Raw genomic sequence first — 24,284 nt, 5'->3', positions numbered from 1 at the left:
TATAGACAATGCTTGATTATGCCCCTACCACCTGTTCATAGTAATGCAAAATTTTACGCAGGCGGATAAGGGCATCATCAAAATCAGGTTGAATAGTAGCGAATTGAAGGAACCCTTTTTGTCGTAAATAATGGCTGTCACCATGAGCCAATAGCCCATTTAATGCTAGATCAATGTGTAGGTTTGCAAAGGTACTTGGCAATTTAACTGTAACCAGCATTGGATAGTGGGCTGTTGGTAATTGGTAACGCATAAATGGTAGCTGCAGTAGTGCCTCGAATCGTTGCTGTAGCTGCTTATAACGTGCGGGATAGGCTTGTAAGGACACATCCACATTATTAAGTAATACAGCAGAGAGCGTAAATGGAATAGCCCCCTGCTGATAATTGGCTAAATCGAGATAAGCGGGTAATGTAGGAGTTGGTTGTACAAGAGCTTGTGAAAAGACAAAAGCTAGTCCACTTAGTGCACCAATGGCTTTTCCACTCACAGCAGTTGCCAAATAACAATCCTTTAAAGAGAATGACATCGCACCAAACGTACTAATACTATCTACACATAATTTGATATTGTAGTGCTGCGCTAACTTAACAAGACTCTCTAAATCATTGTAGGTTCCTGTTGAAGTTTCTCCATGCACCACCAGCATCCACTGATAAGAATCCCGTTCTAACAATCGTGCCAATTCTTTGTGATCAAAGGCTGTTCCCCACTCTTGTGCCACAATATCAAAATATAAGGACCAACGGGTTGCTTGTTTATGCAGGCGTTCACCAAATTCTCCATTGATAAGAATAAGTCCCTTCCCTAATTGCTGTGCCTTTAATTGCGCAAGCATCACTTCATTTGCCAATGTTCCTGTACCCACAATGATCCCAACATGATTGGCACTCGAAAAATGGTGTAACTTTTGTTGGACCCGCTCATAAAGCGCACGGAAGCTTAATGAACGGTGTGATACATCTGAATAACTGATAGGTTGTAGTTGTTTGACAGGTCCTGGATAAAATGTAGAATGTTCTGTAGCTACTCTATGTTGTAATGTCTGTTCAAATACTTGTCTTGTTAGCACCATTGGTAAAAACTGTGCACCCTCTGCTCCCACAGCCTCTGCAAATTGGGTAAAGCCCATTTGCTTATAAAGCTTCTCTTCACGCGTTGTTCCTGAAATTACAGCAGCACTATAACCCTTTTCATAGGCAAATGTATTTAAAGCTTGTGTAAGCTTCAATAACACTCGCCCTGTTCGATAGCCTCTTTTCACGGCAAGTAAACGGATTTCACAAAGTTTTGCGCAATTTTCCCTTAGTAAAAATTGCTCCACCTTGCCAATTTTCTCATCAATTGAAAACGGACGTTGATCTCTAAATGCCACCATTCCAATTAGTTCTAATTCCTTGTACACCACGATATATGTATTTTCCTCATGGAATCGATCGACTTTTTTTCTTGATGGATGAGGCATGTGCTGCGGAATTTCCTCCACAAACGTCTCATAATTTAATTGTGCAATGGCCTCAAACTCACTAGTTGTTTGTGCTATTTTACACCAATACATCTCAATTCCCCCTTTTCCATGATTCCTTTATATTACGCCTATGTTTGAAGAGCATGCACACAATAGCAATCATTAAGCATGTATAAGGTTCTATTTTTCCTGCTTGCATAATAGCTCCTACATAGAAAATAAAACCACCAACCATCCCCAGCGTTAAACTTCTTGTCAAGGCTAGTACAATCACAGTGCCAATAATCATCCATAAAAAAAGACTCGATGATAAAGCAAGGCCAACCCCAATAAAAGTGGCTATGCCTTTTCCTCCGTTAAATTTCAACCATATCGGAAATAAATGCCCAATAATTACTAAAGCAGCACCACTAATAATTACCCATTCATCGAAATTCCAAAAACCCCCTAAGTAAACTACCAGCACACCTTTTAGCGCATCTCCAAAAAATGTCCATATAAAGGCTACCTTCCCTAGAACGCTTCCTGCATTACGTGCCCCTAAATTTTTACTGCGCTCTTCTTGTAAATTAACACCATATATCCTTCCAACGAAAAATGCCGTCATAAAGTTTCCTATTAAATAACTGAATAGCCAGTACAAGCCAATCATCCATGCCCCTCCTTACACAAAAAGCTGTATAAGCTTTTTGCCTATACAGCCTCACCCGTTATTTTTTTCTTTGAGCAATCGTTTGTGCAATACATTCCCCATGGAAGCGTCCATTTTCGATAAAGATTTCATTGGCATTATTTCCTGCTGCAATCACACCTGCAATAAACAAGTCTTCCACATTTGTTTCCATCGTTTCAGGTGTAAAATAGGGACGCCCTGTTTCCTCATCAATCGTTACACCCATTGCTCGGATAAAGGCATGATCTGGATGATAGCCAGTCATTGCAAAAACAAAATCATTTTTAATGACTTTTTCCTGACCATCTATTGCTAAAACAACCTCATGCTCTCGTATTTCTACTACATGGCTTTGAAAATGCATAGCAACTTCGCCTGTTTTAACTACCCCTTCAAATTCAGGTAATACCCACGGCTTAATGTTTGGCGAATATTCACTGCCCCGATAGACAACAGTCACTCGGGCACCCGCTTTATTTAACTCTAACGCTGCATCCACCGCTGAATTTTTACCACCAATGACCAGCACATCTGTATCGAAAAATTCATGACCCTCTTTAAAATAATGGAAAACTTTTGGTAAATGTTCACCTTTAATATTTAAGTAGTTCGGATGATCATAGTAGCCTGTTGCAATCACAACATATGGCGTTTCATAAATGTCTTTATCTGTTGTCACTGTAAACATATCCTGCTGTTTCACAACACTCTGCACTTTTTCGAAGCGGTTAACCTGAATATTTTTAATACGCACAACCTCACGATAGTAAACAAGTGCTTGATTGCGCTTTGGCTTACGTCCCTCAATAATAAAAGGTACATCACCAATCGCTAAACGTTCACTTGTACTAAAAAATGTTTGATGTGTAGGGTAATGATAAATAGCATTCACAATATTTCCCTTTTCAATCACAATCGGTTGTAATCCAATATTTTGCAAAGCTATTGCTGCTGCTAAGCCACATGGGCCTCCTCCAACAATAATTGCATCTGCTTGCTGCATTTCCTGACACTCCAATCAACTTTAGATTAGCAACAGTTGCCAATCCTTGCTTTCATCTAATAATCAAATACTTCTTTATTATACGCCTTTTAGCACATTCTGCCTGTTTATTTACTCAAAATATCAATATCAATCACATGACATTGTGGTTTTGCTCCAAGGCGTAAAGGCAATAATGTTGTACCATAGCCATTACTTACCAAGGTCATCACACCATCACGCTCTCGATACGAACCATTTGGATGCACACCATATGGACCAAATCGAATCTGGCCACCATGTAAATGGCCACCCATCATTAAATCAGCGCGAAACTTTGCTCGAACTTTAGCAAAAACACCTGGATTATGAGCAATAAAAACGACTAAATCCTGCTCTCTTACCTTGGCAAAAGCTTTGTCAAAACTATGTTCCTTGATTGTGGTATCTTCAATAGCACTGAGCCAGAAACGGTTTTTTGTTGGTAGTTGCACAGCATCATTGACAATGATTTGAACATGATATGCTTGGAAAATATCCTTTAACCGCTCTTCTCCCACTTCTCGATCATTGTTCCCCCAAACGAAATAGGTTGGTCCTATTGATGTTAAAAGCTTTAGATTTTCATGGATACGTGAGATAGGGGTACGACGATCCGCAAAATCACCACCAATAATAACAGCATCAAAATGTCCTTCCAATTGCGTAATCATTTTTTTATTAATTTTCCGTAAATGTGTATCAGAAATAAAAAATAATCGCACCTTTTCCTGCTCACCCTGCAATGCGAGCTGGTGATATAAAACATTGTTTTCATGTGCTACCTTCCACATATAAAGCAGAAAGCCAATGACTACTAAAGCCAATAGCCCTACATATAACATTCCCTCACGTCTCCTTACGACAGCAAAAAGACGATTCGTTTCTGAAAAAGAATCGCCTTTTGCTCAATCAGACATACATTTTGGTATGAACGTTTGTCAGTTATTTTATACTTACTCACTATACAGTACTAGCTGATTAAGGTAGCTTAATGACTTGCCCCACTATGACAGTATTAGAAGACATACCGTTAGCTGCACGGATTTTTGCTAATGTCGCTTCACTGCCATCACCATAATGATTCAAGGCAATGCGGTATAAATTTTCATTCGGCTTTACAGTATGTGTACTTGCTTGAGCGGCTTGCCTTGCTGCTTCTTCAGCCTTTCTAGCCTCTTCTGCTTTTCTTGCAGCCTCTGCTTGTTGCTGAGCAATTCTCGCTTCTTCAGCTTTTCGTGCCTCCTCGGCCTTTCTAGCTTCCTCGGATTTTCGTGCCTCCTCGGCCTTTCTAGCTTCCTCGGATTTTCGTGCCTCTTCAGCCTTCCTGGCTTCCTCTGCCTTTTTCGCTGCTTCTGCTTGTTTTGCTGCCTCAGCAGCCTTTTGTTCAGCCGCTAATTTTTCAGCATCTTTTTGAGACTGCTCCTGTGCTTTTTGATCATCCTTATCCTTCTCTTTATCCTTATCAGATGATGACGCTTCTGAAGGATCTAATTCCACAAGCTGTTCAGCTGAATCCTTTTCAGCCTGCTCAATCGTTTTTCCCGGCTCATAAAACTTCCAAAAATAGATTAATATTGTTAATGGAATTAAAATAAAAATCACAAACAAAATGGTCATTAACGGTGTTTTACGTTTTGAATTTTTAGGTTTTTTGTTTTTATTCCCATTTTTATTCATTCTGGAAACTCTCGATAATGCTTGTTGTTCCTTTTGCTCATCTTCAAATGATTGACGATGTTCTTCTATTTTATCACGATAATCTTCTTTACTCATTCGCCCTTCCCCCAACCTTACTACGCTTTCTATGATTCTATTATGACGAATTTTACGAAAAAAGTAAATGATCCTCTATTCACAACTACATACCTATTAAAAGCAGCTGCAGTCGACTTTCCCAAGAAACCATTTCACTTTTTTTCTCTTCCTGTAATCGCACTTTCTTGATTTTATCATAATGGATGCCACAATTTTCGCAACAGTTTTCTGGTCTTTTCTGCAATTTTTGCCCAAAATACTCGATAAGTTGTTCACGAATACAGTCTTTTGTCTGAATAAGCTTTTGCATATCATCTACTGCACGGTATTTTTCTAGGGCTAAATGATTGAATCGAGCCTTTACCTGCTCTATAGACTCCCGTTGAACCCAATAGTCCAATACACGAAAAGCTGTCTCACTTAACTCACCGTTTTTTAACATAGAAACTGGCTGTATTTGCTGGGCTAGCAGCTCCTGATAGCGATCGACATGACTAGCTGTTGGTAAATCACCTGTTACTACAAATTTTGCTAGCTCCTCATCACCCTCACAGTACAATAAAATGGCAAGCGCAGACTGACCATCACGTCCAGCACGACCAATCTCCTGCATATAATTTGCAACATTAGCTGGCATTGATTCATGAATGACCTGACGTATATTAGGTTTATTAATCCCCATTCCAAAGGCATTCGTTGCCACAATCCAATCTAGCTCATCATCTATAAATTGCTGCTGAATAAACTGACGATCCTCCGCTCCATAACCTGCATGGTATGCTGCAGTACGAATACCCATCTGTAAAAAGGCATCACAATACTGCTGTGCACGCTTACGAGAAGATACATATAAAATACCTGGTCCTGCTGTTGCTTTTATATGCTGCATAAGCCAGTTTGCTTTCTCAGCCATATCCTCTAGCAGCACTCGGCCTAAATGAATATTTGGGCGGTCTACATTATACATAAATTCAAACGGTGTCTGTAATGATAATGTTTCACGAATATCTTGCACAACCTTACTCGTAGCAGTTGCCGATAAGGCTAAAATTGGTGGACGATTGTCCTTTGCAAACCATTCGCCAATCCGCAAATAATCAGGACGAAAATCAAAGCCCCATTGCGAGATACAATGTGCCTCATCTACGACGATTAAACCTAGCTCCATCTGTGTTAGCCTTTCTTGTACCTGCTGTTGTAACAACATCTCGGGCGATGTAAAAATAAAACGGTACTGGTCTAAGAAATGAAGGACATAACGCTTTTCTGTCGGTGCTAAAAATGAATTTAAAGCGACCACTCTCTTTTCCCCAAAACGCTTTAGCTCCTCTACCTGATCCTGCATCAATGCCAATAATGGCGATACGATTAATACCGTTTTCTGCAACGCATATGCTGGGAGCTGATAACACAATGACTTACCCATACCTGTTGGCAATAAAGCAATTACGTCATGTCCTTGTAAGATCGCTTCCACAACTTCTTTTTGCCCTGGACGAAATGTTGTATAGCCAAAATGCTTGTGTAATAGTTGTTCAAGTTCCATTTACACTTCTCCTTTCGCAAGGACAAGCTTTAATTGAAAGTAGCTTATATCCTCCAATGCTTCATGTAATATTTTTAATTTTTTTGTTTGGTAGCGCTTGGATGCCTGCCAAATTTTTTCGGCTTCCTCAAATGAGACGAATGGTCCGATAGAAAAGTTCGGCTCATACATCGCTATTTCGACAAAATGATCCTCTATTGTGCTACGTTTGAGCTGACGAATTTGCGCAATCTGTTCAATGGAATAGCCCTGCTCATATAATTGTGCCGTGTGCTGTGCTGAATCCGTTAATAATATTTTAACTTTTAGTCCTACTCCTACTTGCCTAAGCAATGGATAATTATTGTGCTGAAGGACTTCATTTAATAGTATATGCAGCAACTCAATAAAGGCTAGTTGACTATCTAAAACAGATTCCTTCCGTTCACTTGCAAGCTGCTGCCATGTCCAACCTGGTAAACGATAGCCACTTAATCGGTAAAGCACTAACTGCTTATTTGCTTCTGCCACTGGAAGGCTTCTTAATGCCTGTGTGCATTCTGCTAATAACAATTGCTGTAAATGTCCTTCTTGGTAATGCTGATCCTGCAAAAATGACCGTACCCACGCTTGAATGGACGGGTCTCGACTAATCGGTGCAAAAGAATGAACCGCCGCAGTGTGATGTGACAAACTTTGCACAATTAAAGAGAGTCGTGCAAAAAATATATGCTCGTTTCCTCGATAGTGCCAGCCATCAAAGAAAAAGGTCGGTGTTTGTGCAGCACGTTGTAAACCTAGCTTTTCCATGTAAAAATGACCAGATTCCTGCACTTTTAACCAACTATATTGCATAAATAACGTAACTGCCTCATCAAATGTTGCACGAGATAGTTTTGGCAATAAGCCAAAATATTGATGCAATTGAAACAGGCCAATATCTTGAACGGTCTGGCCTGAGCGCTTCCCTTTTAAGATATGATAAGCAGCTGAAATGGTTCGTTCCTTATTGAGTTTTTGAAAGATTTGCAAGAGAATTTGATGAAACATTGACGCAAATTCCTCCAATTTAATAGTATTTAAGTTGAAATGTAAGATAAACATCTTTAAAATGAGTATGAAGCTTTGTAGGAACATAAAAGGAGAGAAAAAAATGGCTAAATACACAATAGTTGATAAAGATACATGCATCGCTTGTGGCGCATGTGGAGCCGCAGCACCAGATATTTATGATTATGATGATGAAGGTATTGCCTTCGTTATTTTAGATGATAACATGGGAACTACTGAAGTTCCAGAAGATCTATTAGAAGATATGCAAGATGCTTTTGAAGGCTGTCCAACTGACTCTATCAAAGTAGCAGATGAATCTTTTGATGGAGATGCACTAAAATACGAATAATTGTATTGATCCTTTTAAAGGCATCCTTAAATGGGTGCCTTTTTTATCAAAAAAATCCTATAGTTCACCGCTAGACACACCAATCCTTCGAGGAGTGCTCATGTTTGAGCGGTTATAACTAGAACATAGTTTACTTCATATCACCAAAAACCATATGAATCAACTTAACCAGCTTACTGCAAAATGGCAAACGTTTCTCCCCAATGTTCATGCAAAATGCCTAAATGAGCTAGATTCATGTGCTGCTGTTTTAAATAACTGGTTTTTCTTAAAATCCAAGTATCGTGTTGAACTCTATAAAAGCCTTTGATTATTCCATTAATACATTTTTAATTGATGAGCTCCAAAGAATTTGAATAATTCCAAAAATAAAGAACTATAATGACGATTTACATTACTTGATCGCCTTCCACTTGGGTACCCCGGGTGTTATAATACTGTCGAAAAAAGCACTGAGGCTGATGTATTAGCAGCACAAGCTCAGAAACCTTATTTTCTTGCTTATCTCAATGATGGTGTTCAAATACAAAATGCTTTCTTTCACAAAAGCCAAACAAGAGCCATGAAAATACTTGCGCAAACAATTCGCACACAAAATTGTTTTAAAATTACTGTGCATAGTGCAGTACATCAAGCAATGGATGAATATGAACACTATTTAACTTTTTACAAGTTTAGTCGCTACACTTTTCATGTTATGATTGCAACACTATTTTAGGTATGATACTATTTTAGTAGTTGGTACTAATAACAGCTATCATCTCATAAAGGAGAGTTCTTTCTAATGATGGATAATTTATTACAATTAAAAGATAAAAATATTGTTGTGATGGGTGTAGCAAATGATCGCAGTATTGCTTGGGGCATCGCAAAACGCCTATTTGATGTTGGGGCAAATGTGATTTTCACCTACCGTCAGGAACGTTCACTAAAAAAATTACACAAGCAATTAGATGCAATCGGGCAAGCCGAATCGTTTATTGTCCAATGTGATGTAAATAGTGATGACAGTACAAAGGCGGCTTTTGACGAAATAGGGGCAAAGGTTGGGGTTATTCATGGTATTGTTCACTCCGTAGCTTTTGCACATGCGGAAGATTTACACAATCGCTTCCTCGAAACAACACGTGAGGGCTATGCATTCGCACAAGACACAAGTGCTTATTCATTAATTTCAACAGCAAAAGCGGCACACCCTTATATGACAGAGGGTGGCTCTATTGTGACAATGAGTTATTTAGGTGCAGAGCGCGTGCTTGATGGCTACAATGTAATGGGCGTAGCAAAAGCTGCATTAGAGGCTTCTATGCGTTATCTTGCTGCTGATATTGGACAGGATAATATTCGTGTTAATGCGATTTCAGCAGGAGCAATTCGCACACTTGCGGCAAAAGGCGTTCCATCCTTTAATACGATTTTACACAAAATTGAGGAAACAGCTCCTTTAAAACGTAATGTTCAACAAGATGAAGTAGCAGATATGACGCTTGTGATGCTCTCTCACCTATCACGTGGTGTCACAGGTGAAACAATCTATATTGATGCCGGCTACAATATTATGGGTTAACAACAAAGAAGTATGGAAGATGCGTCATCTTTTCCATACTTCTTTTTGTTATTTATAGCATTGTCCATATACTTTGTATCAATAAAATTAGGCCTGCTGCTATTAACAGAAGATAAATTAATGATCTAAACAGCCTTTGATTTAATCTATTAAATAGTATTTGTCCCAAGATTAGACCAATGAAAACAATTGGCAAGGCATATATACTATACATCCAAACCATTTTACTTGTGCCTTCAATTATGATTTGAGATAGTAAACTAATAAGATAGATAAAAATATAGTAGGCTATCGAAACAGCTCTAATTGTTTCTTTATTTCTATGTGTGCTCGCAAAATACAGTAACAATGGCGGTCCTGCCATTCCAATACTTGTTGTCAACATGCCTGAAATGAAGCCAACACCATAATCTCTACTGCCTGTTTGGTGAATAGAGAAATTTTTCATTAAGAGAATCGTAAGCCCTACTAAGAGGATAGCGATAAGTAGCTTGAATGTCGTCACATCGACTAAGGCAAAGAGTAGGCTACCAAACGGGGCGCCTACAACACTGCCGATCATCACCTTCTTAAGCAAAGCTATATCAATATCCTGTCTTACCTTCCATATCAGAGAAAATGAAATAACAAGGGATAGTAGGATATTAATTTGCATTGCCTCCTGTGGTAAAAAAAGCAACAGTAGAAAAGGCGTGGCCATAATAGAAAAACCAAATCCTGTACTTGTTTGCAAAATAGAAGCTGCTAAGATAATGAAAAAATATAAAAGTAATTCCTGCAAAACGTCACCTCACATCAAAAGCTATCGAGTCGTTGCTGCGATACGTTGTCTAGCAATGATCCCCTTTAATAAGAACGATAGTACACAAGCAACTAGTAAAAATACAGTAATCATGGCTATAACACCCATCCAGCCGTACTTCATCCAAAATACGCCCCCCACTGTTCCACCAACACTAGAACCAGCATAATAGAAAAATAAATAGAGGGAGGAGGCTTGGGCTTTATCATGGGACGCTCGCCTACTCACCCAGCCGCTTGCGATGGAATGTGCTGCAAAAAAGCCAAAGGTAAAAATTGTAATACCAATAATTTTTAAACTAAGCAGCCCATTTAACGTCACAATCGCGCCTATAAACATAATGGCTATGGCCAATAATAGCATAGGCTGGCGACCATAACGATCAGCTAAGCTGCCAAACCAAGCGGAGCTAAATGTCCCCACTAAGTAAATTACAAATATCCAACCTACAATCGTGGCACTCAAATAATAAGGAGACGCCATTAATTTAAAGCCAATATAGTTATACAGTGTAACAAAGCTCCCCATTAACACAAAGCTGATACCATAAAGACATAACATGGAGGGGTCTTTCATATGTTGCCGAAGCGTTCTCGTCAATGCTTTTATTTGCAATGGGCGAGCGTTGAAATGCTTAGAATTAGGTAGCATCCAGACAAACAATACACTAATAACAAGACTAATGCCTCCTAGCATTAACATACCTATATGCCAATTATAAAAATCGGTTAATGTACCAATAATTACGCGTCCACTAAGCCCACCAACAGAATTCCCACTGATATATAAGCCCATGGCTATACCTAAGCTCGCTGGCTCTATTTCCTCTCCTAAATAGGCCATCGCAATCGCAGGTAAACCTGCAAAAACAGCACCTTGCACTACACGCAATAGTAAAATCATTTCAAAATTAGAGGCAAATGCAAGTGCAAGTGTAAGGATAGAAGCGGCAAAAATGGATATGGTCATCAATGATTTTCGTCCCCATGCCTCTGACAACGAGCTAACAATAATTAAGCTTACTGCTAAAGCAAAGGTCGTCACTGAAAGAGATAAACTAGCCATAGCAGGTGTTACTTGAAATTCTTCTGCAAATGTAGGGAGCAGTGGCTGGGTATTATATAAATTAGCAAACGTAATAAAGCCTGCTAAAAATAAGGCCCAATTTGCTTTATGAAATGCGCTTGTCCCTTTTTTTATATATGCCATAGCACTCTCTCCTTCATTTTTTCACCGTGTAACTATTATTCTAGTACACTATTTGTGAAAACACACGCACACTTTGTCAACAAATAGACAAATTTGCTTCAATGTTTAGGTAGCAGCACTAGACGATTATTATTGATTTACCTGTATCTTCGCTAAATATCACAGCAAATTGTACCCAACTTTTAGTAATTTAGTATTTTGAGTTATCAAATAGTATGCTACAGTAAAAGTAACCATCTAGCACCATTGTTATCATCCAGTTATTTTTATTTATGAACTAAATTTGGGGGAATTATTATGAAAATTATTGAAGCATTGACTCTTGCAGCACCTTACATCCACCTTGCCTTAAAAGAAGAAGCCATTGTAGGTGTCGTTGACAAGGAAAGTGAAATCGTTGTTAAATATTTAGCAGGTAAACGAGTAGATTCAGGTTATCGAGATGGACAAAAGGTTAATCCCAATGATCAAAATGTTTTTATTGCCTTTAGTGGCAAAAATGCAGATGTCGTTATTCCAAAGGATGTATATGGTGTAGCCATCAATGCTTTTTCATTCCCAATTCGCGAAAATGGCAAAGTCGTCGGTGCGTTAGCTTTTGGTTTGCCGATTGATAATGAGCTAAAACTTGAGGATTATATGGGTACAATGGATAAAATCGTCAATAACCTCCAAGATAAAGTACATACCATCGCTTCCCATTCAGAGGAATTAGCCGCTACAAGTGAGGAAATTAATAAGCAGGCACAGCACGCTTTAGAGGATTCTGAAAAAACAAATGAAGTGACAGATTTAATCAAAAGTATTTCTCGTCAAACCAATTTACTAGGCTTAAATGCATCTATTGAGGCTGCTCGTGCTGGACAGCATGGTGCTGGTTTTAATATCGTAGCACAGGAAGTACGAAAATTATCTTTTGAGACTTCAAGCGCTACTGAAAATATCGAATCATCCTTACGCAATATTAATAGAAATCTTGACAATCTGAAGCAAAATATGGGACAAATCAATGATGCGACAAATGAACAGGCTCAACTCGTTCAAGATTTTAGTGAAATTATTGAAGAATTGACTGTACTTAGTCGAGAAATGAAGGGCTTTATGCACAACGCCTTAAAATAATGAGGGGAAATCCATGATAATCACTACTGATAATGACTTAACTTTACGTACAATTACTTTAGAAGACGCAGCAGCCGTTTTTGCCTTAACCGATGCTTCCAGAGATTATCTGAAAGAATGGCTACCTTGGCTGGATTATACAAGGAATATAGCAGATACAACAGCCTATATTGAGGGCTGTATCAAAGGACATGAAACTAATAGTAGCCTTTCCTTTGTTATTCTTTTTAAAGGAGATATTGTTGGCATCGCTGGCTTTAACAGCATTAATCCTAACAATAAAACTGGCACAATTGGCTATTGGCTTAGTGAAGGTGCACAAGGTCATGGCATTATGACCGATACGGTAAAAGCCTTATTACAATATGCCTTTGAAGTATTACAGCTTCACAAAGTTGAAATCCGTGTAGCAGAAGGCAATCAGAAAAGTCGTGCCATTCCTGAACGTCTTGGCTTTGTAAAAGAGGGAACGATTCGCGCAGCAGAATGGCTCTATGATCATTATGTGGATCATGTTGTATATGGCCTACTTGTGAGCGAATGGCAGCAGCGAAAATAATAACTAAAAAGAGCGACCTGACAACTATAAATTGTCAGGTCGCTTGCTTATTATTGAGCATACTCTCCTATGAATTGAGCGATTTCGCACTATTATTGAGCGCATTCTCTTATGGATTGAGCGGTTTCGCACTATTATTGAGCACACTCTCCTACGAATTGAGCGGTTTCACGTCATTATTGAGCGCATTCTCCTGTGGATTGAGCGATTTCGCATTATCAATATCTTTCTCAAGACTTGCTGCAATTTGCTCAAGCTCAGGACGTAGTGTATGTTTACCAGCATAGCTTTCAATTAATTCCTTGACATCAATACCAGAGGTTTCCTTCAATGACTCCTGTAAGGTAGACATTAGATTCGTTGCATAGGCTGTCACCTTATTAGCGCCACCGCCGCCTTCACCACCACCAGTGTCCACTACTGTAATCTTATCAATATTGCCAAGTGGACTCGCTAGCTCTTTCGCATATTCTGGCATCATGCGAACAATCATATCAAGCACAGCCGCTTGACCATAATGCTCAAAGGCTTCGGCAATTTTACGTTTCGCCTCGGCTTCAGCAAGACCACGCAAGCGAATAATTTCTGCCTCTGTTTCCCCTTTTGCACGCTCAGCATCTGCTTTAGCCAGACCATCTAAGCGAATTTTCTCCGCTTCTGCCTTTGCCAAGGACTCGATACGATATTTTTCAGCATCTGCCTGTGCAAGCTCACGCATTTTTTCGGCTGAAGCATTTTGCTCAATGGCATAACGGTCAGCATCTGCTTTCTTTTTCACCTCGGAATCATATTGCTTCTCACGACGTAAAATCTCTTTTTCCTCTAATTCAATTTGCTTTTGACGCTCAATAATACGAATTTGCATTTCTTGTTCTGTTACTTCCTGCTTGGCACGGGCTGTTTCAAGTTCATAGGCTTGGTCAGCACGAGCTTTAGCAATATCTTGCTCACGGCGGAATTCAGCCACCTTTAATTGGTTTTCTTTTTCCGCTTCAGCAATCTCTGTTGCACGCTCAAGCTCAGCTTTTTGCGCTTCCTTAGAGGCTTCTGCACGCTTAATACGTGTTTCTTTTTCCGCATCAGCCGTTGCAATATCAGCATCACGTTTCACTTGCGCAATACGAGGCTTACCAAGTGACTCTAAGTAACCATTTTTATCACGTACATCCTTAATCGTAAAGGACACAATCGTTAAACCCATTTTAGCTAAGTCTTGAGAAGCCACTCGCTGTACTTCCTGAGAGAACTTATCACGGTTTTTATAAATTTCCTCTACTGTCATTGAACCTAAAATGGAACGTAAATGACCTTCTAATACTTCACGTGCCTCATTTTCACGCTCATCCTTCTGCTTGCCTAAAAATTGCTCTGCCGCTGTAGCAATTTCAGAAATAGAGCCACCAATTTTAATAATGGCTGTTCCATCAGCCATTACCGGTACACCCTGCTCTGTATAAACCTCAGGTGTTGTTACATCCAGCTTACTGGATAATAGGCTTAATGGTTGTGCTTGCTGGAAAATCGGGAATACAAATGTACCGCCACCGCGAATAATTTTTATACGATTTCCTGACTCATCCTTATGTACATTTTTGGAGCCAAGATAGCTACCTGTAACAATCAGTGCCTCATCGGGACCCGCAGTACGATATTTTGTGACATACAAGCCAATAAGTGCGATTAAGATAAATACGACAATACCGATTGCAATTAAAATCTCTATCGACATAAATCAATCTCTCCTTTATATAAATTTTTTCTCATAGGATTTTACAAGAAGTGTGCCATCCTTTACATCGACAACAAGTACCGTAACATCGTAGTCAATGGCTTCATTATCATAGCCTGTTGCCCTTTTCGAAATCATACCGCTTGCCGTTTCAATCACAACCTCTCCAAAGCCATCTACTGGAATTGGCACGATGACCCTTCCTAATTGACCACCTAACGATTCCTCTGTATAGGCGAGAGAAACATCGGCTGATCGAAGCGGCACAAGTACAAATAAATAAAAGATGGCACTTAGAATAGCTCCGATGATACATGCAGCAATAATGTTCCAAACGCTAGAAAACAAGGCTAGTTTCTCCAAAATAAATCCTGCTGCTGACATCAACGTTAGAAATGATAGAATCACACTCGGATTAAAAATAGGCAGTCCTTCCCCAATACCTTCGACAGCATCGCCAAAAAACATTAGCAATATTGTAGCAAGACCAGCGAAAATTAAAACTACCAAAAAGATCTGCTCGAGTGAATAGCCAAATAGCGTCAAGTTGCTCACCCCTTTTCATCTTGTTACCTACTATACGGATGTCTCCTATAAAAAGTTTCAAAAATTTTCAAAAAAAGAGGAGCATCTCAAGAATGCTCCTAACTAATATGTATAAAATTCTTCCTTATTTTATGATTAATAATTGCACATCATGTCTGCCATATTGAGCAGCAATCCGTTCAGATTCCACCAGTATATCTAATCTATGTCCTTTAATCGCACCACCTTTATCCGCAGCAATTGCCTTAAACCGTTCATAGGGAGTTTGAATTTCAACAATGGTCCCTAATGGAATAATGGTTGGATCGACTGCTACAATTCTTAAATGATTAAAATAAATACGATTCCGAACATTTATGCCAGTAGCAGTAATACCACTACAGCCTCTACAATCATGACCATAATAGGTTGCATGAAAATTTACCCACTCATTATGACTATTCTCTGAACGTGAATGTTGTATTTGTTTCTGCTGTTCTTTATGGAGCTCCTGCTCGACTCGTAATTTTTGTAATGCTAATTGCTTAAGATATTTTTCTTTTTTTAACTGCTCCGCTTTACTATTAATAACTATTACAGCTTTTTCATATTTATACTTGGGTGCATTTTGAAAAACCTCTCGATAATCTAAACTATGATTATCATATCTAGTATGTTCTAGTAGGATAAACCAACAAAGGGTCATAAAATATACAACTAAAATACCTTTATAATTCATCATTTCTTAAAACTCCAATATCAGCTCTTTTATGTATAATTATTAAATATCTAGTATTTTTATTTTTTCTAAAAAACTTTCTAAAATTTTATGTGCCTCCCATTCTAAATAATCCATTTCCCTAGAAATATGTAAATTTAGCTCACCCATTTCTTTATAAGCGAGTGCCATAGCGCGACTATCAATTTTTAAATGATAGATATGTTCATCTTTTAGAATGTTCATTTCACTCATTCCCTTCAATGAATTTTAATTATTTATACTTATAATATTTCCAATTAATTTATCTAAATATTTTTGTGCAGCCCTCCTTGAATGGAATTTTTTCGTATAAATAAAGTCATCCTCTAATTGTACTAATCCTCCATTTATTATTTTTATCATCTTTTAGGACACTAACTCCATATTTTTCATAGATAGCGTTTGGATGCTTCGTATAAATCGTTCATCACCCCTTTCATTTTCTAAAAATAGTTATACGTCTTTTTAGTTCTCTATGATTTCTTGGGCTGCCCATTTCAGGCAAGGAGTTGGATTAAATTTTTTCATCTTTGCCAAGTAAACAATGGCTAATGCTTCAGCATCTATTATGCTTATTCTGCCTTTTGATTGTTCAACTATGGCAGATGCAAATTCCTTCACTAAAAACTTCTCCATTCAAATACCTCTTATTTTTTCATTAATTAACCTATAAAGATTCTATACTCCATCCATTCTTTCTAAAACTTTATGCTTTGGGTAGTAAAGCATTAAATAATTTTTAAGACTTTTTAAACATGTAATGCGGGTATCGATAATAGATTTTCGTTGAAGTCCATTATATAAATAAATAATTTTTTGGAATTCCACCACACAATAAATATTCTCTTTACTCTCATCTAACTGCACTAAACTATCGAAATAGATATCCATGTCCTGAGCTTTTTTATAAATAAATTTGGTATCACCTACCCCTTTTATTAGTTCAACCTCATCCTCATTCCATTTATCCATCACAACTAAACTTGAAAAAGAGCTATCCATACATTCACATGCAAGCATATTACCTCCTTCATCCTTTAAAATGACATTCGATATGCTGCCATAGAAATTATTCATTAACGCTTCAGACACATCACTATCTTTATAGATAACTAGCTCAAGTATTGCTGTTGTTTCTTTGTCATTCATGCAAATCCCTCCTTAGCCTACAAGATCACATTAAAGATATTTGATTTTATCTTAACACGAACAAACGTTCTTTTTCAAGTTCATTTTTAGAGAATATTTACAGATTTAAGCTTTTTATGATTTCTCAATCTAGTAGAAGCCTGCTTTTCGCGCTCCTCCTATGCTTTTTCTCTTACATAACTCTTTATTTTTTAGCAAATAAAAAAACTGGTATTTCACCAGTTCTACAAGTCTATAAGAAAGAAACCATAATTTTCTTGTATAAAATCAAAATCTAACTTATGCTGCAGTATAGAATAGCTTACATACTTACTATCCTTGTTGACATAACCAGTATCATACTTATTAGCAACTTTCTCTAATACTTCTTTATTCAGCAATTTTTCTTCTTTATCCTTGAGTAGTTCCCATATATACCACATCATACCTGAGACTTGAATGGTACTTGCAATCAAATTACGATTGTCGAAAATAGTTTTCGCCAAATTTAGGGCTCTATTTCCAAATGATGCTTTAAGCTGAATATCTTCACCCTTCGCATTTGCTTTTTTGAATATATAGGTACTATCTGAAAAGTACTTTTGTCCCTGCTTGGCTTGTCCACTAGTTGAAGATACCTTATCTAGCCTCTCCAATCTCCAATATAAATCTTCCGAGATTTCAATTGTTCTCGTATAGCCCTTGTCGTTTCTCAATCTAGCATAGCAAGCGCCATGTTCGTGTTTCAAATCTTCCATTTTTAAATTTAAAATCTCACTATAGCCCTCCCCCTTAATGCCCTCAAATAAACAAAGCAAAAATACTGCATGTCTTTGGTCATCAAACGACTGCATATATGTTACTAATTGCGCTCTTGTATAGCGCACAATGGAGGCTTTATAAATAAATTGATGGCAATAGTCCATATCAATAACGCTAGGAAGCCTTTGAGAACGATTATTTGTATAACCGTTCATAATGGCCCAATCAATATATCTGGCAATAAAACCAATAGAGGCGCTAATAGACTGTGGGCTTGGGGACTTAAAACTATAAAATAATTCTTCCAATTCTACCTTATTCATATCAAAGATATCTTTATTTTTTTGATTTTCTAATAATGCTGCTTTATTCAATAATGATAAATAAGTGGTCAAGCTATTTTCCTGGACATCTAATGATTTGAGATACCATTCCTTAATATCCTTATTTAAAACATTTTCTTTCAGCATCTTTTACACCTCATTCTTAAATTAGTTGTTGAAACACCTGTTGAATTTTTGCTCTGTTACGTGCACTAATACTACCATATTTAAGAATTCCAACTTCCTCCCATAAAGGATTATCAATAGCAAAGTCAATTTTATCTAAATATTTATGGACGTTTTCAAATGGAATATGATGCTCAAACATACGAGCAGCTAATTCTATATGGCCAATAAACATCCGGCTTTTAAACATTAATGAATGTTTATCAAATAAATTCGGCTTATAATAGGCAAATACATACATCATATAATCATTGATCACTTTCGCTACCTTTATTACTGCTAGACGGTTTTCTAAATGAAAGCTGTTATCGATAGCATTCGATAATTCCGAAAAGGTAATGACCTCCCCATACGAATATTTAATAGTGGAATTGGATGTAATTTTTTCTTTTAATTCCCCTTCAGCCTTTAATTCAATCACAACCTCATCCGATAATTTATTTTTTGCCAGCTCCTGTAGTCTTGGCTTTGGAATGGGATTAGCCTTTGCCATATCTACCTGCACTCGTTTACACTGAGCCTCTGTCATATTGGAAAAAATAACAATCATACTTCCTGCCAAGTCTACCTTTTTCATATAGGCATTGTAGAGAGAGAATGTACGATGGGCACCATCCAAAATATCCACTAAAGTACCTGTTAATAATGTAAGTGTTTGCTCTCTTTCATTATAATCAAGTTCAATCCCATCCGCTCCAGAGCCTACTTTGGCATTATAGCGTAATGTAGAGGTTATTAAATCCCCCTCCAAGGCTTGCTTTTCAATAGCTTGCAAAGATTTAGGATTCAGATTCATCACCTCTATAATTCCATTTTTCACCTTTTTCTTTTTTGCTTGACGCTGAATATTTGGGTTATACATAGTAATTCCGCTCATCCAAAGCTTACCAATCATTGAATTAGGAATGACTGCAACATACTCATTGCGTCCTACTTGCAGAACATTCTCAAATGTATAGGGTAATGTGATCGTTTCCTCATAGGGCGACTCTTTTATGTACATTCTTAATTCTTTCACCTCTGACGGATTAAGCCATTCTGCTAACCAATCCGCTTCACTATCAGCAAATTTTAAATGAAGCTGTTCTCCAAGCAATAATAGCTCCTGTAAATTCGCCTCATTTAAATTGTTTTTATCATTTATTAATGCAAGAATATGACCTATGCTCATATGATGTTGATGAAGCTGCATAGAAACTTCTTCTAAAATTGAATCATGTTGCACTAATAAAGGAATTTTTTTTTGAATCTCCTTTATTAATAATTCTCTCGTTTTGCCGACCTTCAATTTTCATCACTCCCTTATTTTACCTTTTTAAAGTTAATCAATTTAATAGTAACATATACTATTTTAAAAAGTAATAAATTTTAAATTAATTAACTTAAAAATATCTGTGTTTTTTAAACCAATAGATAAATTAATTCAAAATTTTGATTGATTTATTTACTAATAGGATTATAATAAACAAAAGCATAAATATGGAAGGTTTAAAGGAGATGAACAGATGATGGCTTTTCAAACAAGTAAAGATACAAAGTATAACCAATTAGTATTATCCGATACAGCTGTTATTAAAGAATTATTAACATTTAGAGGGTCCGTTGATGATACAAACTTCAATCAGGGTGTTTGCGCGACCAATTCTTTAAAAATGAATACAGATGTCATTGCTTTATTTGCTGATTTAGATAAATTAATTGAAAAATCTTTAAATAAAGAACAAACTACATTACTCTCATATATTGCGAGAGACTATTCTTATTATACGATTGGCAAACTATTAGGGATACCCGTTAAAACTGTAGGAAGTAGATTTAATACAATTTGTCAAAAAATCAAACAAGAGAATGATCGCCAATGGAGAAAAGTTACCTATATTCAAAAACTACAGCTAAAAACAAAACGATGCAGTAAATGCCATGATATTTTGCCAGCTACAGATGAATTTTTTAGTGTCAATAATAGTAGTAAAGATTTGTTTCATTCACAATGCAAAAAATGTAAAAATAAATAGAACATTCGTTTGGGCAGAAAAATTGGATTTATAGCTACACTAGCCACCCTAATAAGTAGAAGGAGCGTACATATGAAATTACAATTACCTCACACGATCATCGAATTAAATATAGAGCTTCCTATAGCGGAGAGAGTTCAATACATACAATCAATTTTAGAAAATGAAAAAATCACTTTTAGAGGAGAGGAAATCTCTTTAGAAATGTATTTAACAGCAACCTCTCAAACTTACAAGACGATTATTTTATTAGATATGCTTGGCTACTACATAACAAAAGGCTATTTCACAAGAGAAGAACTTTTATTAGAGGAAGAAAATTTACACTATATTAAGGAAGCCAAGAAACGTCATAAAAGACGTAGAACATTAACAAAATTACTGAAAAACCAGCGCTCACAACATCGATTACAAGATAATTATGTACTCTCCCACTATAAGCAAAAAGAAATTCAAAAAGGCTCCAGCAGACATAATACATTTTCCAATACTTCCTATTTTGAAGCTTTGGCCTTTGGGATTGAAGATATAGATGAGGATTCCATTTAATAAGTGAATTAATTTAAAACACATACTAATAAATGAGGTATTCTAATAGGTCTGTACACTTTTCACAGACCTATCATGAAGGTTTCATTTTAATAAAAGATATTTTAGGCAAACTCGTAAACCCAGCATGATTATCTCTATGAAATGAAAGAGGGTGATGACCATTGTATGTATGAATTAATGTAAAATTATGATCTTTTATTAAGACACCTTCAACATTACACTCTTCTTTAGGAGGATAAAGGAGAATGAAAATTGTAAAAAACCTAACTGAATTTTATCACACATTGGTAAATAATGAAAAACTGCTTCGGTTGCTCTACTACATACCAATGGATCCATCAGATGATCCACTGGACCCATTAAAAATGGATGTCTCTCAATTGCCTGAGAAAGATCATATACTTAGCAAATTAATCGTTATTGGTGATAAAACAAATGATTTAGCACCTGAAACACATTGTAGAATCTGCTTATATACAGGTCCTCGTATGCCTCAAAAAAATTATGTAAAAAGCCAAAATCAATATACGGATAACCCTTATTCAAGTACACAACACTATATTTTTGATATTTATACCCCTGTGTCTATTACTCCTATTGATTTTCGTCTCGATTGGCTTGGTGAAATATTAAATGAACTATTATTTCAAGAGAGTATTGAAGAATTTGGAGATTTAAGATTCCATAGTGGACTGCCTATTCCCAATGTCCCTCAAGATTTTATAGGCTATCGCTGGATTTATAGCATGTCCTCAGGTCAGCTGCCTACAGGTTATCGATTATGAAGTACACTACTAACAAGGCTTTTGGAAAACCCTTTCTCTATAAAGGGTTAAATATTTATCCTGTCAAAATGAAGGATACTGATGAATTTTATGATGCCGTGCAATGCTTGCTTTTACCAAAGAATGATTTTCAACAGCCAGAGATTATTCGAATGTCGTATCTCCTTTTTTTACTGACTGTGTCTCAAAGTAATGATGAGCATCGAGTGCTAGAGAAATTACTAGCATTATATCGTTTAGTGTTTAAAACCGAGGATATACAAATTTCAATCAATGAAAAGGGTATGGCTTTTGTAATTGTGAATGGTATCACATTACATGAGCGCGATTTTGATACTATCAAAACCATTATTAGTGAACAAAATCTTATTGATTTAGATGATGAATTTATTGATCCTGACACAAAAAAGGCTATTCAGGAAGCACGTGCCTTTATGGCTAAAAGAAAAACAAAGCAGGCTGATTTAGAGCAGCAAATCATCGCCTATCATTGTAAATCGGGCCTACCCTATCATGAAATTGAGCAGTTAACTTTATATCAATTCCATAAAGGGCTCCTCCGTATGGACTATATGGTAAGTAGCAATGCCATTCTTCATGCTCGCTACTCTGGAATGATCGAATTTAAAAATGACCAAGACCTTCCTCATTGGCTAGGTCATATTGAAGAACCAAAGAAAAATGAGGATGTCATTATCACAAAATCAGCATTTGATCAACAAATGAAAAAACTAGGACTTGAGCCTAGTTCAAATAAAAAATAACAATTAAAAAGGATGGTAATTTTTATGTCACAACAAAATCAATTTTTAACTTCAGTCGCAAATGTTCGTTTATTTGATCGCTTAACAGATGAATTAATTTTAAATGGGAAAACGTTGCTTAACTCATCTATGACACAGGCTATTCAAACACAAGCTATTTATGCTGGTAAAGGCTCTAAAAAGGTATATGAGCTGAATTATCAAAAGGAATTAACATTCTCTATTGAGGATGCAGCTTTTGATACTGCCTATATTGCCTTACAAAACGGTGCAGAAATCAATCATCAGCTAGCGGAATATTATACAGATGAAATTATTTTACTTGATGCAAATGGTAAAGGTACATTAGCTGAAACACCTATTGGAAAGGTGCATGTAGAGCAGCTAAATGGTACATTCGCACAATATACGGCTACTGGTAAAGAGATTACGGTTCCTGCATTAGCTGGCAAAGAAGTTCAGGTAGTCTATGTTGTACAAGAAATGATGGATACAATTGAAGTTTCTGCGGATTCCTTCCCTAAAGCAGTTCGTATGGAATTAAATGTAGATATTCGTTCGAATAACGGCAAAACAGGCGAAGTCATTATCGAAGTGCCAAATTTCAAACCAAATGGAGCTATTGAAATCTCCATGACACATGAAGGTGTTGCATCCTCTTCTCTAGCTGGTAGCTCACTTGCCGATAAAAAAGGAAATTATGCTTATATCAAACTTCGTAACCTATCCGAGGAAAAAGTACAGTTTACGACACTTGCTGCAAGCCCTTCTCATGTAGTCCTTGACTCTACTGTTGCTGGTGATTCACAACCTATTACCGTATTAGGTATTCGTGGTGCAGGCTATGCCAACGTTCTTTTACAAAATAATGAGCTAGCTTGGACATCTAAGGATCCAGCCATTGCCACGGTCAGCGCAGATGGGGTTGTGGCTTTAGGAGCTTCTGCAGCAGTCAATGATCAAACAATTATTGAAGTCACTGATGGTACATATACTGAAAAGCTTGTTGTCGATATCATTTAAATAAATTAATTTAAAATGGGTAGAAAATAAACTTTCTACCCTTTTACTTTTTAGTAGTGGAGGTTGAACATGGCAAAACGTGAAACAAAACTAACATTAGCAGATATTCAAAAAAACGCTGAAGTCGTTAATACAAAGCAAAAATTTTATATTGATAAAGACCAAGAAAAATTTATTTATTATTACCCCAAATTTAGTAAACGTAAAATAACGATTTTAATTAATGATCTATCCCATACAATGTCCTATGTCGAGCAGCATAAGCTTGACTTTTTCAACAACGATGATGAATTACATCATTATATTTTATTTTTAATGATTAAACATTTTACTGACCTACAAGCGGAATTAAAAGATAAATCCATTGAAACACATTTTGCGACGATGCATCAGCTCGTCGATATTGGCTGGTATGAGTTGTTCCTAATGGACATGTTCACAATCGCCGAAGTATCTAATGCATTAGCTGAAATTAGTAAGCGACTCAATTTAAGCATTAAATATGTAGAGCTTGAAAAAGAGCTTCAACAACAATTACAAACAGGAAACACCCCTACATAATACGAAAACTATGAAAATCTCATAAAATAATAATGTTCAATTGATTATCCAGCTATTCGTTTCAA

At 36.8% G+C, this 24,284-nt stretch carries 27 protein-coding genes; 10 read left to right on the top strand and 17 right to left on the bottom strand.

Annotated features, from left to right (window positions below; all coding sequences use genetic code 11):
• Positions 1 to 16: 16 nt before the first annotated feature.
• The 7 genes from MHB44_RS07845 to MHB44_RS07815 form a co-directional block, all read right to left on the bottom strand.
• Positions 17 to 1,558, bottom strand: coding sequence for an aminotransferase class V-fold PLP-dependent enzyme (locus tag MHB44_RS07845; RefSeq protein ID WP_341302267.1), 1,542 nt, complete (start codon positions 1,556 to 1,558; stop codon positions 17 to 19).
• 1 nt (position 1,559) lies between these two features.
• Positions 1,560 to 2,120 (bottom strand): glycerol-3-phosphate acyltransferase, encoded by a 561-nt coding sequence (locus MHB44_RS07840; RefSeq protein ID WP_341302266.1) that lies wholly within the window; start codon positions 2,118 to 2,120, stop codon positions 1,560 to 1,562.
• A gap of 58 nt (positions 2,121 to 2,178) precedes the next feature.
• The gene (locus MHB44_RS07835) at positions 2,179 to 3,144 is read right to left on the bottom strand and encodes a YpdA family putative bacillithiol disulfide reductase (RefSeq protein WP_341302265.1); all 966 of its coding nucleotides are present in this window, start codon (positions 3,142 to 3,144) and stop codon (positions 2,179 to 2,181) included.
• Between the two features lie 107 nt (positions 3,145 to 3,251).
• On the bottom strand, positions 3,252 to 4,007 hold the full coding sequence (locus MHB44_RS07830; protein ID WP_341302264.1) for a metallophosphoesterase: 756 nt from the start codon (positions 4,005 to 4,007) through the stop codon (positions 3,252 to 3,254).
• A 136-nt stretch (positions 4,008 to 4,143) separates the two neighbouring features.
• Entirely contained in the window at positions 4,144 to 4,938 is a 795-nt protein-coding gene (locus MHB44_RS07825; RefSeq protein ID WP_341302263.1) for a LysM peptidoglycan-binding domain-containing protein, read from the bottom strand.
• Between the two features lie 85 nt (positions 4,939 to 5,023).
• Positions 5,024 to 6,466, bottom strand: a complete 1,443-nt coding sequence (locus MHB44_RS07820) for an ATP-dependent DNA helicase RecQ (protein WP_341302262.1) — start codon at positions 6,464 to 6,466, stop codon at positions 5,024 to 5,026.
• Positions 6,467 to 7,495, bottom strand: coding sequence for a helix-turn-helix domain-containing protein (locus tag MHB44_RS07815; protein ID WP_341302261.1), 1,029 nt, complete (start codon positions 7,493 to 7,495; stop codon positions 6,467 to 6,469).
• Positions 7,496 to 7,598: 103 nt separating this feature from the next.
• Here MHB44_RS07815 and MHB44_RS07810 point away from each other — a divergent pair, with 103 nt between their 5' ends.
• Together MHB44_RS07810 and MHB44_RS07805 are read left to right on the top strand one after the other, a co-directional pair.
• Positions 7,599 to 7,847: a ferredoxin gene (locus MHB44_RS07810; protein ID WP_053994288.1), complete on the top strand. Its 249-nt coding sequence runs from the start codon at positions 7,599 to 7,601 to the stop codon at positions 7,845 to 7,847.
• A gap of 784 nt (positions 7,848 to 8,631) precedes the next feature.
• Positions 8,632 to 9,414, top strand: coding sequence for an SDR family oxidoreductase (locus MHB44_RS07805; protein ID WP_341302260.1), 783 nt, complete (start codon positions 8,632 to 8,634; stop codon positions 9,412 to 9,414).
• Between the two features lie 52 nt (positions 9,415 to 9,466).
• On the opposite strand, the gene MHB44_RS07800 is transcribed toward MHB44_RS07805, so the two are convergent.
• Positions 9,467 to 10,195: a sulfite exporter TauE/SafE family protein gene (locus MHB44_RS07800; RefSeq protein WP_341302259.1), complete on the bottom strand. Its 729-nt coding sequence runs from the start codon at positions 10,193 to 10,195 to the stop codon at positions 9,467 to 9,469.
• A 21-nt stretch (positions 10,196 to 10,216) separates the two neighbouring features.
• On the bottom strand, positions 10,217 to 11,425 hold the full coding sequence (locus MHB44_RS07795; protein WP_341302258.1) for an MFS transporter: 1,209 nt from the start codon (positions 11,423 to 11,425) through the stop codon (positions 10,217 to 10,219).
• A gap of 297 nt (positions 11,426 to 11,722) precedes the next feature.
• Between MHB44_RS07795 and MHB44_RS07790 the strand changes: the two genes are divergently transcribed.
• Together MHB44_RS07790 and MHB44_RS07785 are read left to right on the top strand one after the other, a co-directional pair.
• A complete protein-coding gene (locus tag MHB44_RS07790) occupies positions 11,723 to 12,547 on the top strand; it encodes a methyl-accepting chemotaxis protein (RefSeq protein WP_341302257.1) in 825 nt (274 codons plus the stop codon).
• Positions 12,548 to 12,560: 13 nt separating this feature from the next.
• The gene (locus MHB44_RS07785; RefSeq protein ID WP_341302256.1) at positions 12,561 to 13,106 is read left to right on the top strand and encodes a GNAT family protein; all 546 of its coding nucleotides are present in this window, start codon (positions 12,561 to 12,563) and stop codon (positions 13,104 to 13,106) included.
• A gap of 151 nt (positions 13,107 to 13,257) precedes the next feature.
• Here MHB44_RS07785 and MHB44_RS07780 read toward each other — a convergent pair whose 3' ends face one another.
• From MHB44_RS07780 to MHB44_RS07745, 8 genes are all read right to left on the bottom strand, one after another.
• Positions 13,258 to 14,835, bottom strand: coding sequence for a flotillin family protein (locus MHB44_RS07780; RefSeq protein ID WP_341302255.1), 1,578 nt, complete (start codon positions 14,833 to 14,835; stop codon positions 13,258 to 13,260).
• 15 nt (positions 14,836 to 14,850) lie between these two features.
• Positions 14,851 to 15,381 carry a hypothetical protein gene (locus tag MHB44_RS07775; protein ID WP_341302254.1) on the bottom strand — a complete coding sequence of 177 codons (531 nt, stop codon included), beginning with the start codon at positions 15,379 to 15,381 and terminating at the stop codon, positions 14,851 to 14,853.
• A 124-nt stretch (positions 15,382 to 15,505) separates the two neighbouring features.
• The gene (locus MHB44_RS07770) at positions 15,506 to 16,102 is read right to left on the bottom strand and encodes a 3D domain-containing protein (RefSeq protein WP_341302253.1); all 597 of its coding nucleotides are present in this window, start codon (positions 16,100 to 16,102) and stop codon (positions 15,506 to 15,508) included.
• Positions 16,103 to 16,141: 39 nt separating this feature from the next.
• Positions 16,142 to 16,324, bottom strand: a complete 183-nt coding sequence (locus MHB44_RS07765) for a hypothetical protein (protein ID WP_053994279.1) — start codon at positions 16,322 to 16,324, stop codon at positions 16,142 to 16,144.
• 261 nt (positions 16,325 to 16,585) lie between these two features.
• Positions 16,586 to 16,756: a hypothetical protein gene (locus MHB44_RS07760; protein WP_341302252.1), complete on the bottom strand. Its 171-nt coding sequence runs from the start codon at positions 16,754 to 16,756 to the stop codon at positions 16,586 to 16,588.
• Positions 16,757 to 16,798: 42 nt separating this feature from the next.
• Positions 16,799 to 17,269 carry a hypothetical protein gene (locus MHB44_RS07755; RefSeq protein ID WP_341302251.1) on the bottom strand — a complete coding sequence of 157 codons (471 nt, stop codon included), beginning with the start codon at positions 17,267 to 17,269 and terminating at the stop codon, positions 16,799 to 16,801.
• A 224-nt stretch (positions 17,270 to 17,493) separates the two neighbouring features.
• Positions 17,494 to 18,480, bottom strand: coding sequence for a hypothetical protein (locus MHB44_RS07750; RefSeq protein ID WP_341302250.1), 987 nt, complete (start codon positions 18,478 to 18,480; stop codon positions 17,494 to 17,496).
• 16 nt (positions 18,481 to 18,496) lie between these two features.
• Positions 18,497 to 19,807 (bottom strand): hypothetical protein, encoded by a 1,311-nt coding sequence (locus tag MHB44_RS07745; protein WP_341302249.1) that lies wholly within the window; start codon positions 19,805 to 19,807, stop codon positions 18,497 to 18,499.
• A gap of 217 nt (positions 19,808 to 20,024) precedes the next feature.
• Between MHB44_RS07745 and MHB44_RS07740 the strand changes: the two genes are divergently transcribed.
• The 6 genes from MHB44_RS07740 (at position 20,025) to MHB44_RS07715 (ending at position 24,219) form a co-directional block, all read left to right on the top strand.
• The gene (locus MHB44_RS07740) at positions 20,025 to 20,534 is read left to right on the top strand and encodes a hypothetical protein (protein WP_341302248.1); all 510 of its coding nucleotides are present in this window, start codon (positions 20,025 to 20,027) and stop codon (positions 20,532 to 20,534) included.
• 72 nt (positions 20,535 to 20,606) lie between these two features.
• Complete coding sequence (locus MHB44_RS07735; RefSeq protein ID WP_341302247.1) at positions 20,607 to 21,083, top strand: hypothetical protein; 477 nt, start codon at positions 20,607 to 20,609, stop codon at positions 21,081 to 21,083.
• Positions 21,084 to 21,331: 248 nt separating this feature from the next.
• Positions 21,332 to 21,871 (top strand): hypothetical protein, encoded by a 540-nt coding sequence (locus tag MHB44_RS07730; RefSeq protein WP_341302246.1) that lies wholly within the window; start codon positions 21,332 to 21,334, stop codon positions 21,869 to 21,871.
• Positions 21,868 to 22,635 carry a hypothetical protein gene (locus tag MHB44_RS07725; RefSeq protein WP_341302245.1) on the top strand — a complete coding sequence of 256 codons (768 nt, stop codon included), beginning with the start codon at positions 21,868 to 21,870 and terminating at the stop codon, positions 22,633 to 22,635. The genes MHB44_RS07730 and MHB44_RS07725 overlap by 4 nt, the downstream gene beginning before the upstream one ends.
• Positions 22,636 to 22,659: 24 nt before the next feature.
• The gene (locus tag MHB44_RS07720; protein ID WP_341302244.1) at positions 22,660 to 23,658 is read left to right on the top strand and encodes a hypothetical protein; all 999 of its coding nucleotides are present in this window, start codon (positions 22,660 to 22,662) and stop codon (positions 23,656 to 23,658) included.
• 69 nt (positions 23,659 to 23,727) lie between these two features.
• Positions 23,728 to 24,219, top strand: coding sequence for a hypothetical protein (locus tag MHB44_RS07715; protein WP_341302243.1), 492 nt, complete (start codon positions 23,728 to 23,730; stop codon positions 24,217 to 24,219).
• Positions 24,220 to 24,284: the final 65 nt, after the last annotated feature.

The organism is Lysinibacillus sp. FSL H8-0500 (assembly GCF_038051955.1).
In the GTDB taxonomy this organism is placed as follows: Bacteria; Bacillota; Bacilli; order Bacillales_A; family Planococcaceae; genus Lysinibacillus; species Lysinibacillus macroides.
The sequence above is the reverse complement of the archived record's forward strand: the minus strand, read 5'-3'. Positions and strand labels throughout refer to the sequence as shown.

What these genes read in the sequence shown, in the direction of transcription:
- MHB44_RS07805 (WP_341302260.1), top strand. Translation starts at nt 8,632, where the DNA reads ATGATGGATAATTTATTACAATTAAAAGATAAAAATATTGTTGTGATG.
- MHB44_RS07715 (WP_341302243.1), top strand. Translation starts at nt 23,728, where the DNA reads ATGGCAAAACGTGAAACAAAACTAACATTAGCAGATATTCAAAAAAAC.
- MHB44_RS07770 (WP_341302253.1), bottom strand. Translation starts at nt 16,102, where the DNA reads ATGATGAATTATAAAGGTATTTTAGTTGTATATTTTATGACCCTTTGT.
- MHB44_RS07815 (WP_341302261.1), bottom strand. Translation starts at nt 7,495, where the DNA reads ATGTTTCATCAAATTCTCTTGCAAATCTTTCAAAAACTCAATAAGGAA.
- MHB44_RS07730 (WP_341302246.1), top strand. Translation starts at nt 21,332, where the DNA reads ATGAAAATTGTAAAAAACCTAACTGAATTTTATCACACATTGGTAAAT.
- MHB44_RS07820 (WP_341302262.1), bottom strand. Translation starts at nt 6,466, where the DNA reads ATGGAACTTGAACAACTATTACACAAGCATTTTGGCTATACAACATTT.
- MHB44_RS07765 (WP_053994279.1), bottom strand. Translation starts at nt 16,324, where the DNA reads ATGAACATTCTAAAAGATGAACATATCTATCATTTAAAAATTGATAGT.
- MHB44_RS07780 (WP_341302255.1), bottom strand. Translation starts at nt 14,835, where the DNA reads ATGTCGATAGAGATTTTAATTGCAATCGGTATTGTCGTATTTATCTTA.
- MHB44_RS07795 (WP_341302258.1), bottom strand. Translation starts at nt 11,425, where the DNA reads ATGGCATATATAAAAAAAGGGACAAGCGCATTTCATAAAGCAAATTGG.
- MHB44_RS07785 (WP_341302256.1), top strand. Translation starts at nt 12,561, where the DNA reads ATGATAATCACTACTGATAATGACTTAACTTTACGTACAATTACTTTA.
- MHB44_RS07810 (WP_053994288.1), top strand. Translation starts at nt 7,599, where the DNA reads ATGGCTAAATACACAATAGTTGATAAAGATACATGCATCGCTTGTGGC.
- MHB44_RS07790 (WP_341302257.1), top strand. Translation starts at nt 11,723, where the DNA reads ATGAAAATTATTGAAGCATTGACTCTTGCAGCACCTTACATCCACCTT.
- MHB44_RS07825 (WP_341302263.1), bottom strand. Translation starts at nt 4,938, where the DNA reads ATGAGTAAAGAAGATTATCGTGATAAAATAGAAGAACATCGTCAATCA.
- MHB44_RS07830 (WP_341302264.1), bottom strand. Translation starts at nt 4,007, where the DNA reads ATGTTATATGTAGGGCTATTGGCTTTAGTAGTCATTGGCTTTCTGCTT.
- MHB44_RS07740 (WP_341302248.1), top strand. Translation starts at nt 20,025, where the DNA reads ATGATGGCTTTTCAAACAAGTAAAGATACAAAGTATAACCAATTAGTA.
- MHB44_RS07845 (WP_341302267.1), bottom strand. Translation starts at nt 1,558, where the DNA reads ATGTATTGGTGTAAAATAGCACAAACAACTAGTGAGTTTGAGGCCATT.
- MHB44_RS07720 (WP_341302244.1), top strand. Translation starts at nt 22,660, where the DNA reads ATGTCACAACAAAATCAATTTTTAACTTCAGTCGCAAATGTTCGTTTA.
- MHB44_RS07760 (WP_341302252.1), bottom strand. Translation starts at nt 16,756, where the DNA reads ATGGAGAAGTTTTTAGTGAAGGAATTTGCATCTGCCATAGTTGAACAA.
- MHB44_RS07835 (WP_341302265.1), bottom strand. Translation starts at nt 3,144, where the DNA reads ATGCAGCAAGCAGATGCAATTATTGTTGGAGGAGGCCCATGTGGCTTA.
- MHB44_RS07840 (WP_341302266.1), bottom strand. Translation starts at nt 2,120, where the DNA reads ATGATTGGCTTGTACTGGCTATTCAGTTATTTAATAGGAAACTTTATG.
- MHB44_RS07735 (WP_341302247.1), top strand. Translation starts at nt 20,607, where the DNA reads ATGAAATTACAATTACCTCACACGATCATCGAATTAAATATAGAGCTT.
- MHB44_RS07755 (WP_341302251.1), bottom strand. Translation starts at nt 17,269, where the DNA reads ATGAATGACAAAGAAACAACAGCAATACTTGAGCTAGTTATCTATAAA.
- MHB44_RS07750 (WP_341302250.1), bottom strand. Translation starts at nt 18,480, where the DNA reads ATGCTGAAAGAAAATGTTTTAAATAAGGATATTAAGGAATGGTATCTC.
- MHB44_RS07725 (WP_341302245.1), top strand. Translation starts at nt 21,868, where the DNA reads ATGAAGTACACTACTAACAAGGCTTTTGGAAAACCCTTTCTCTATAAA.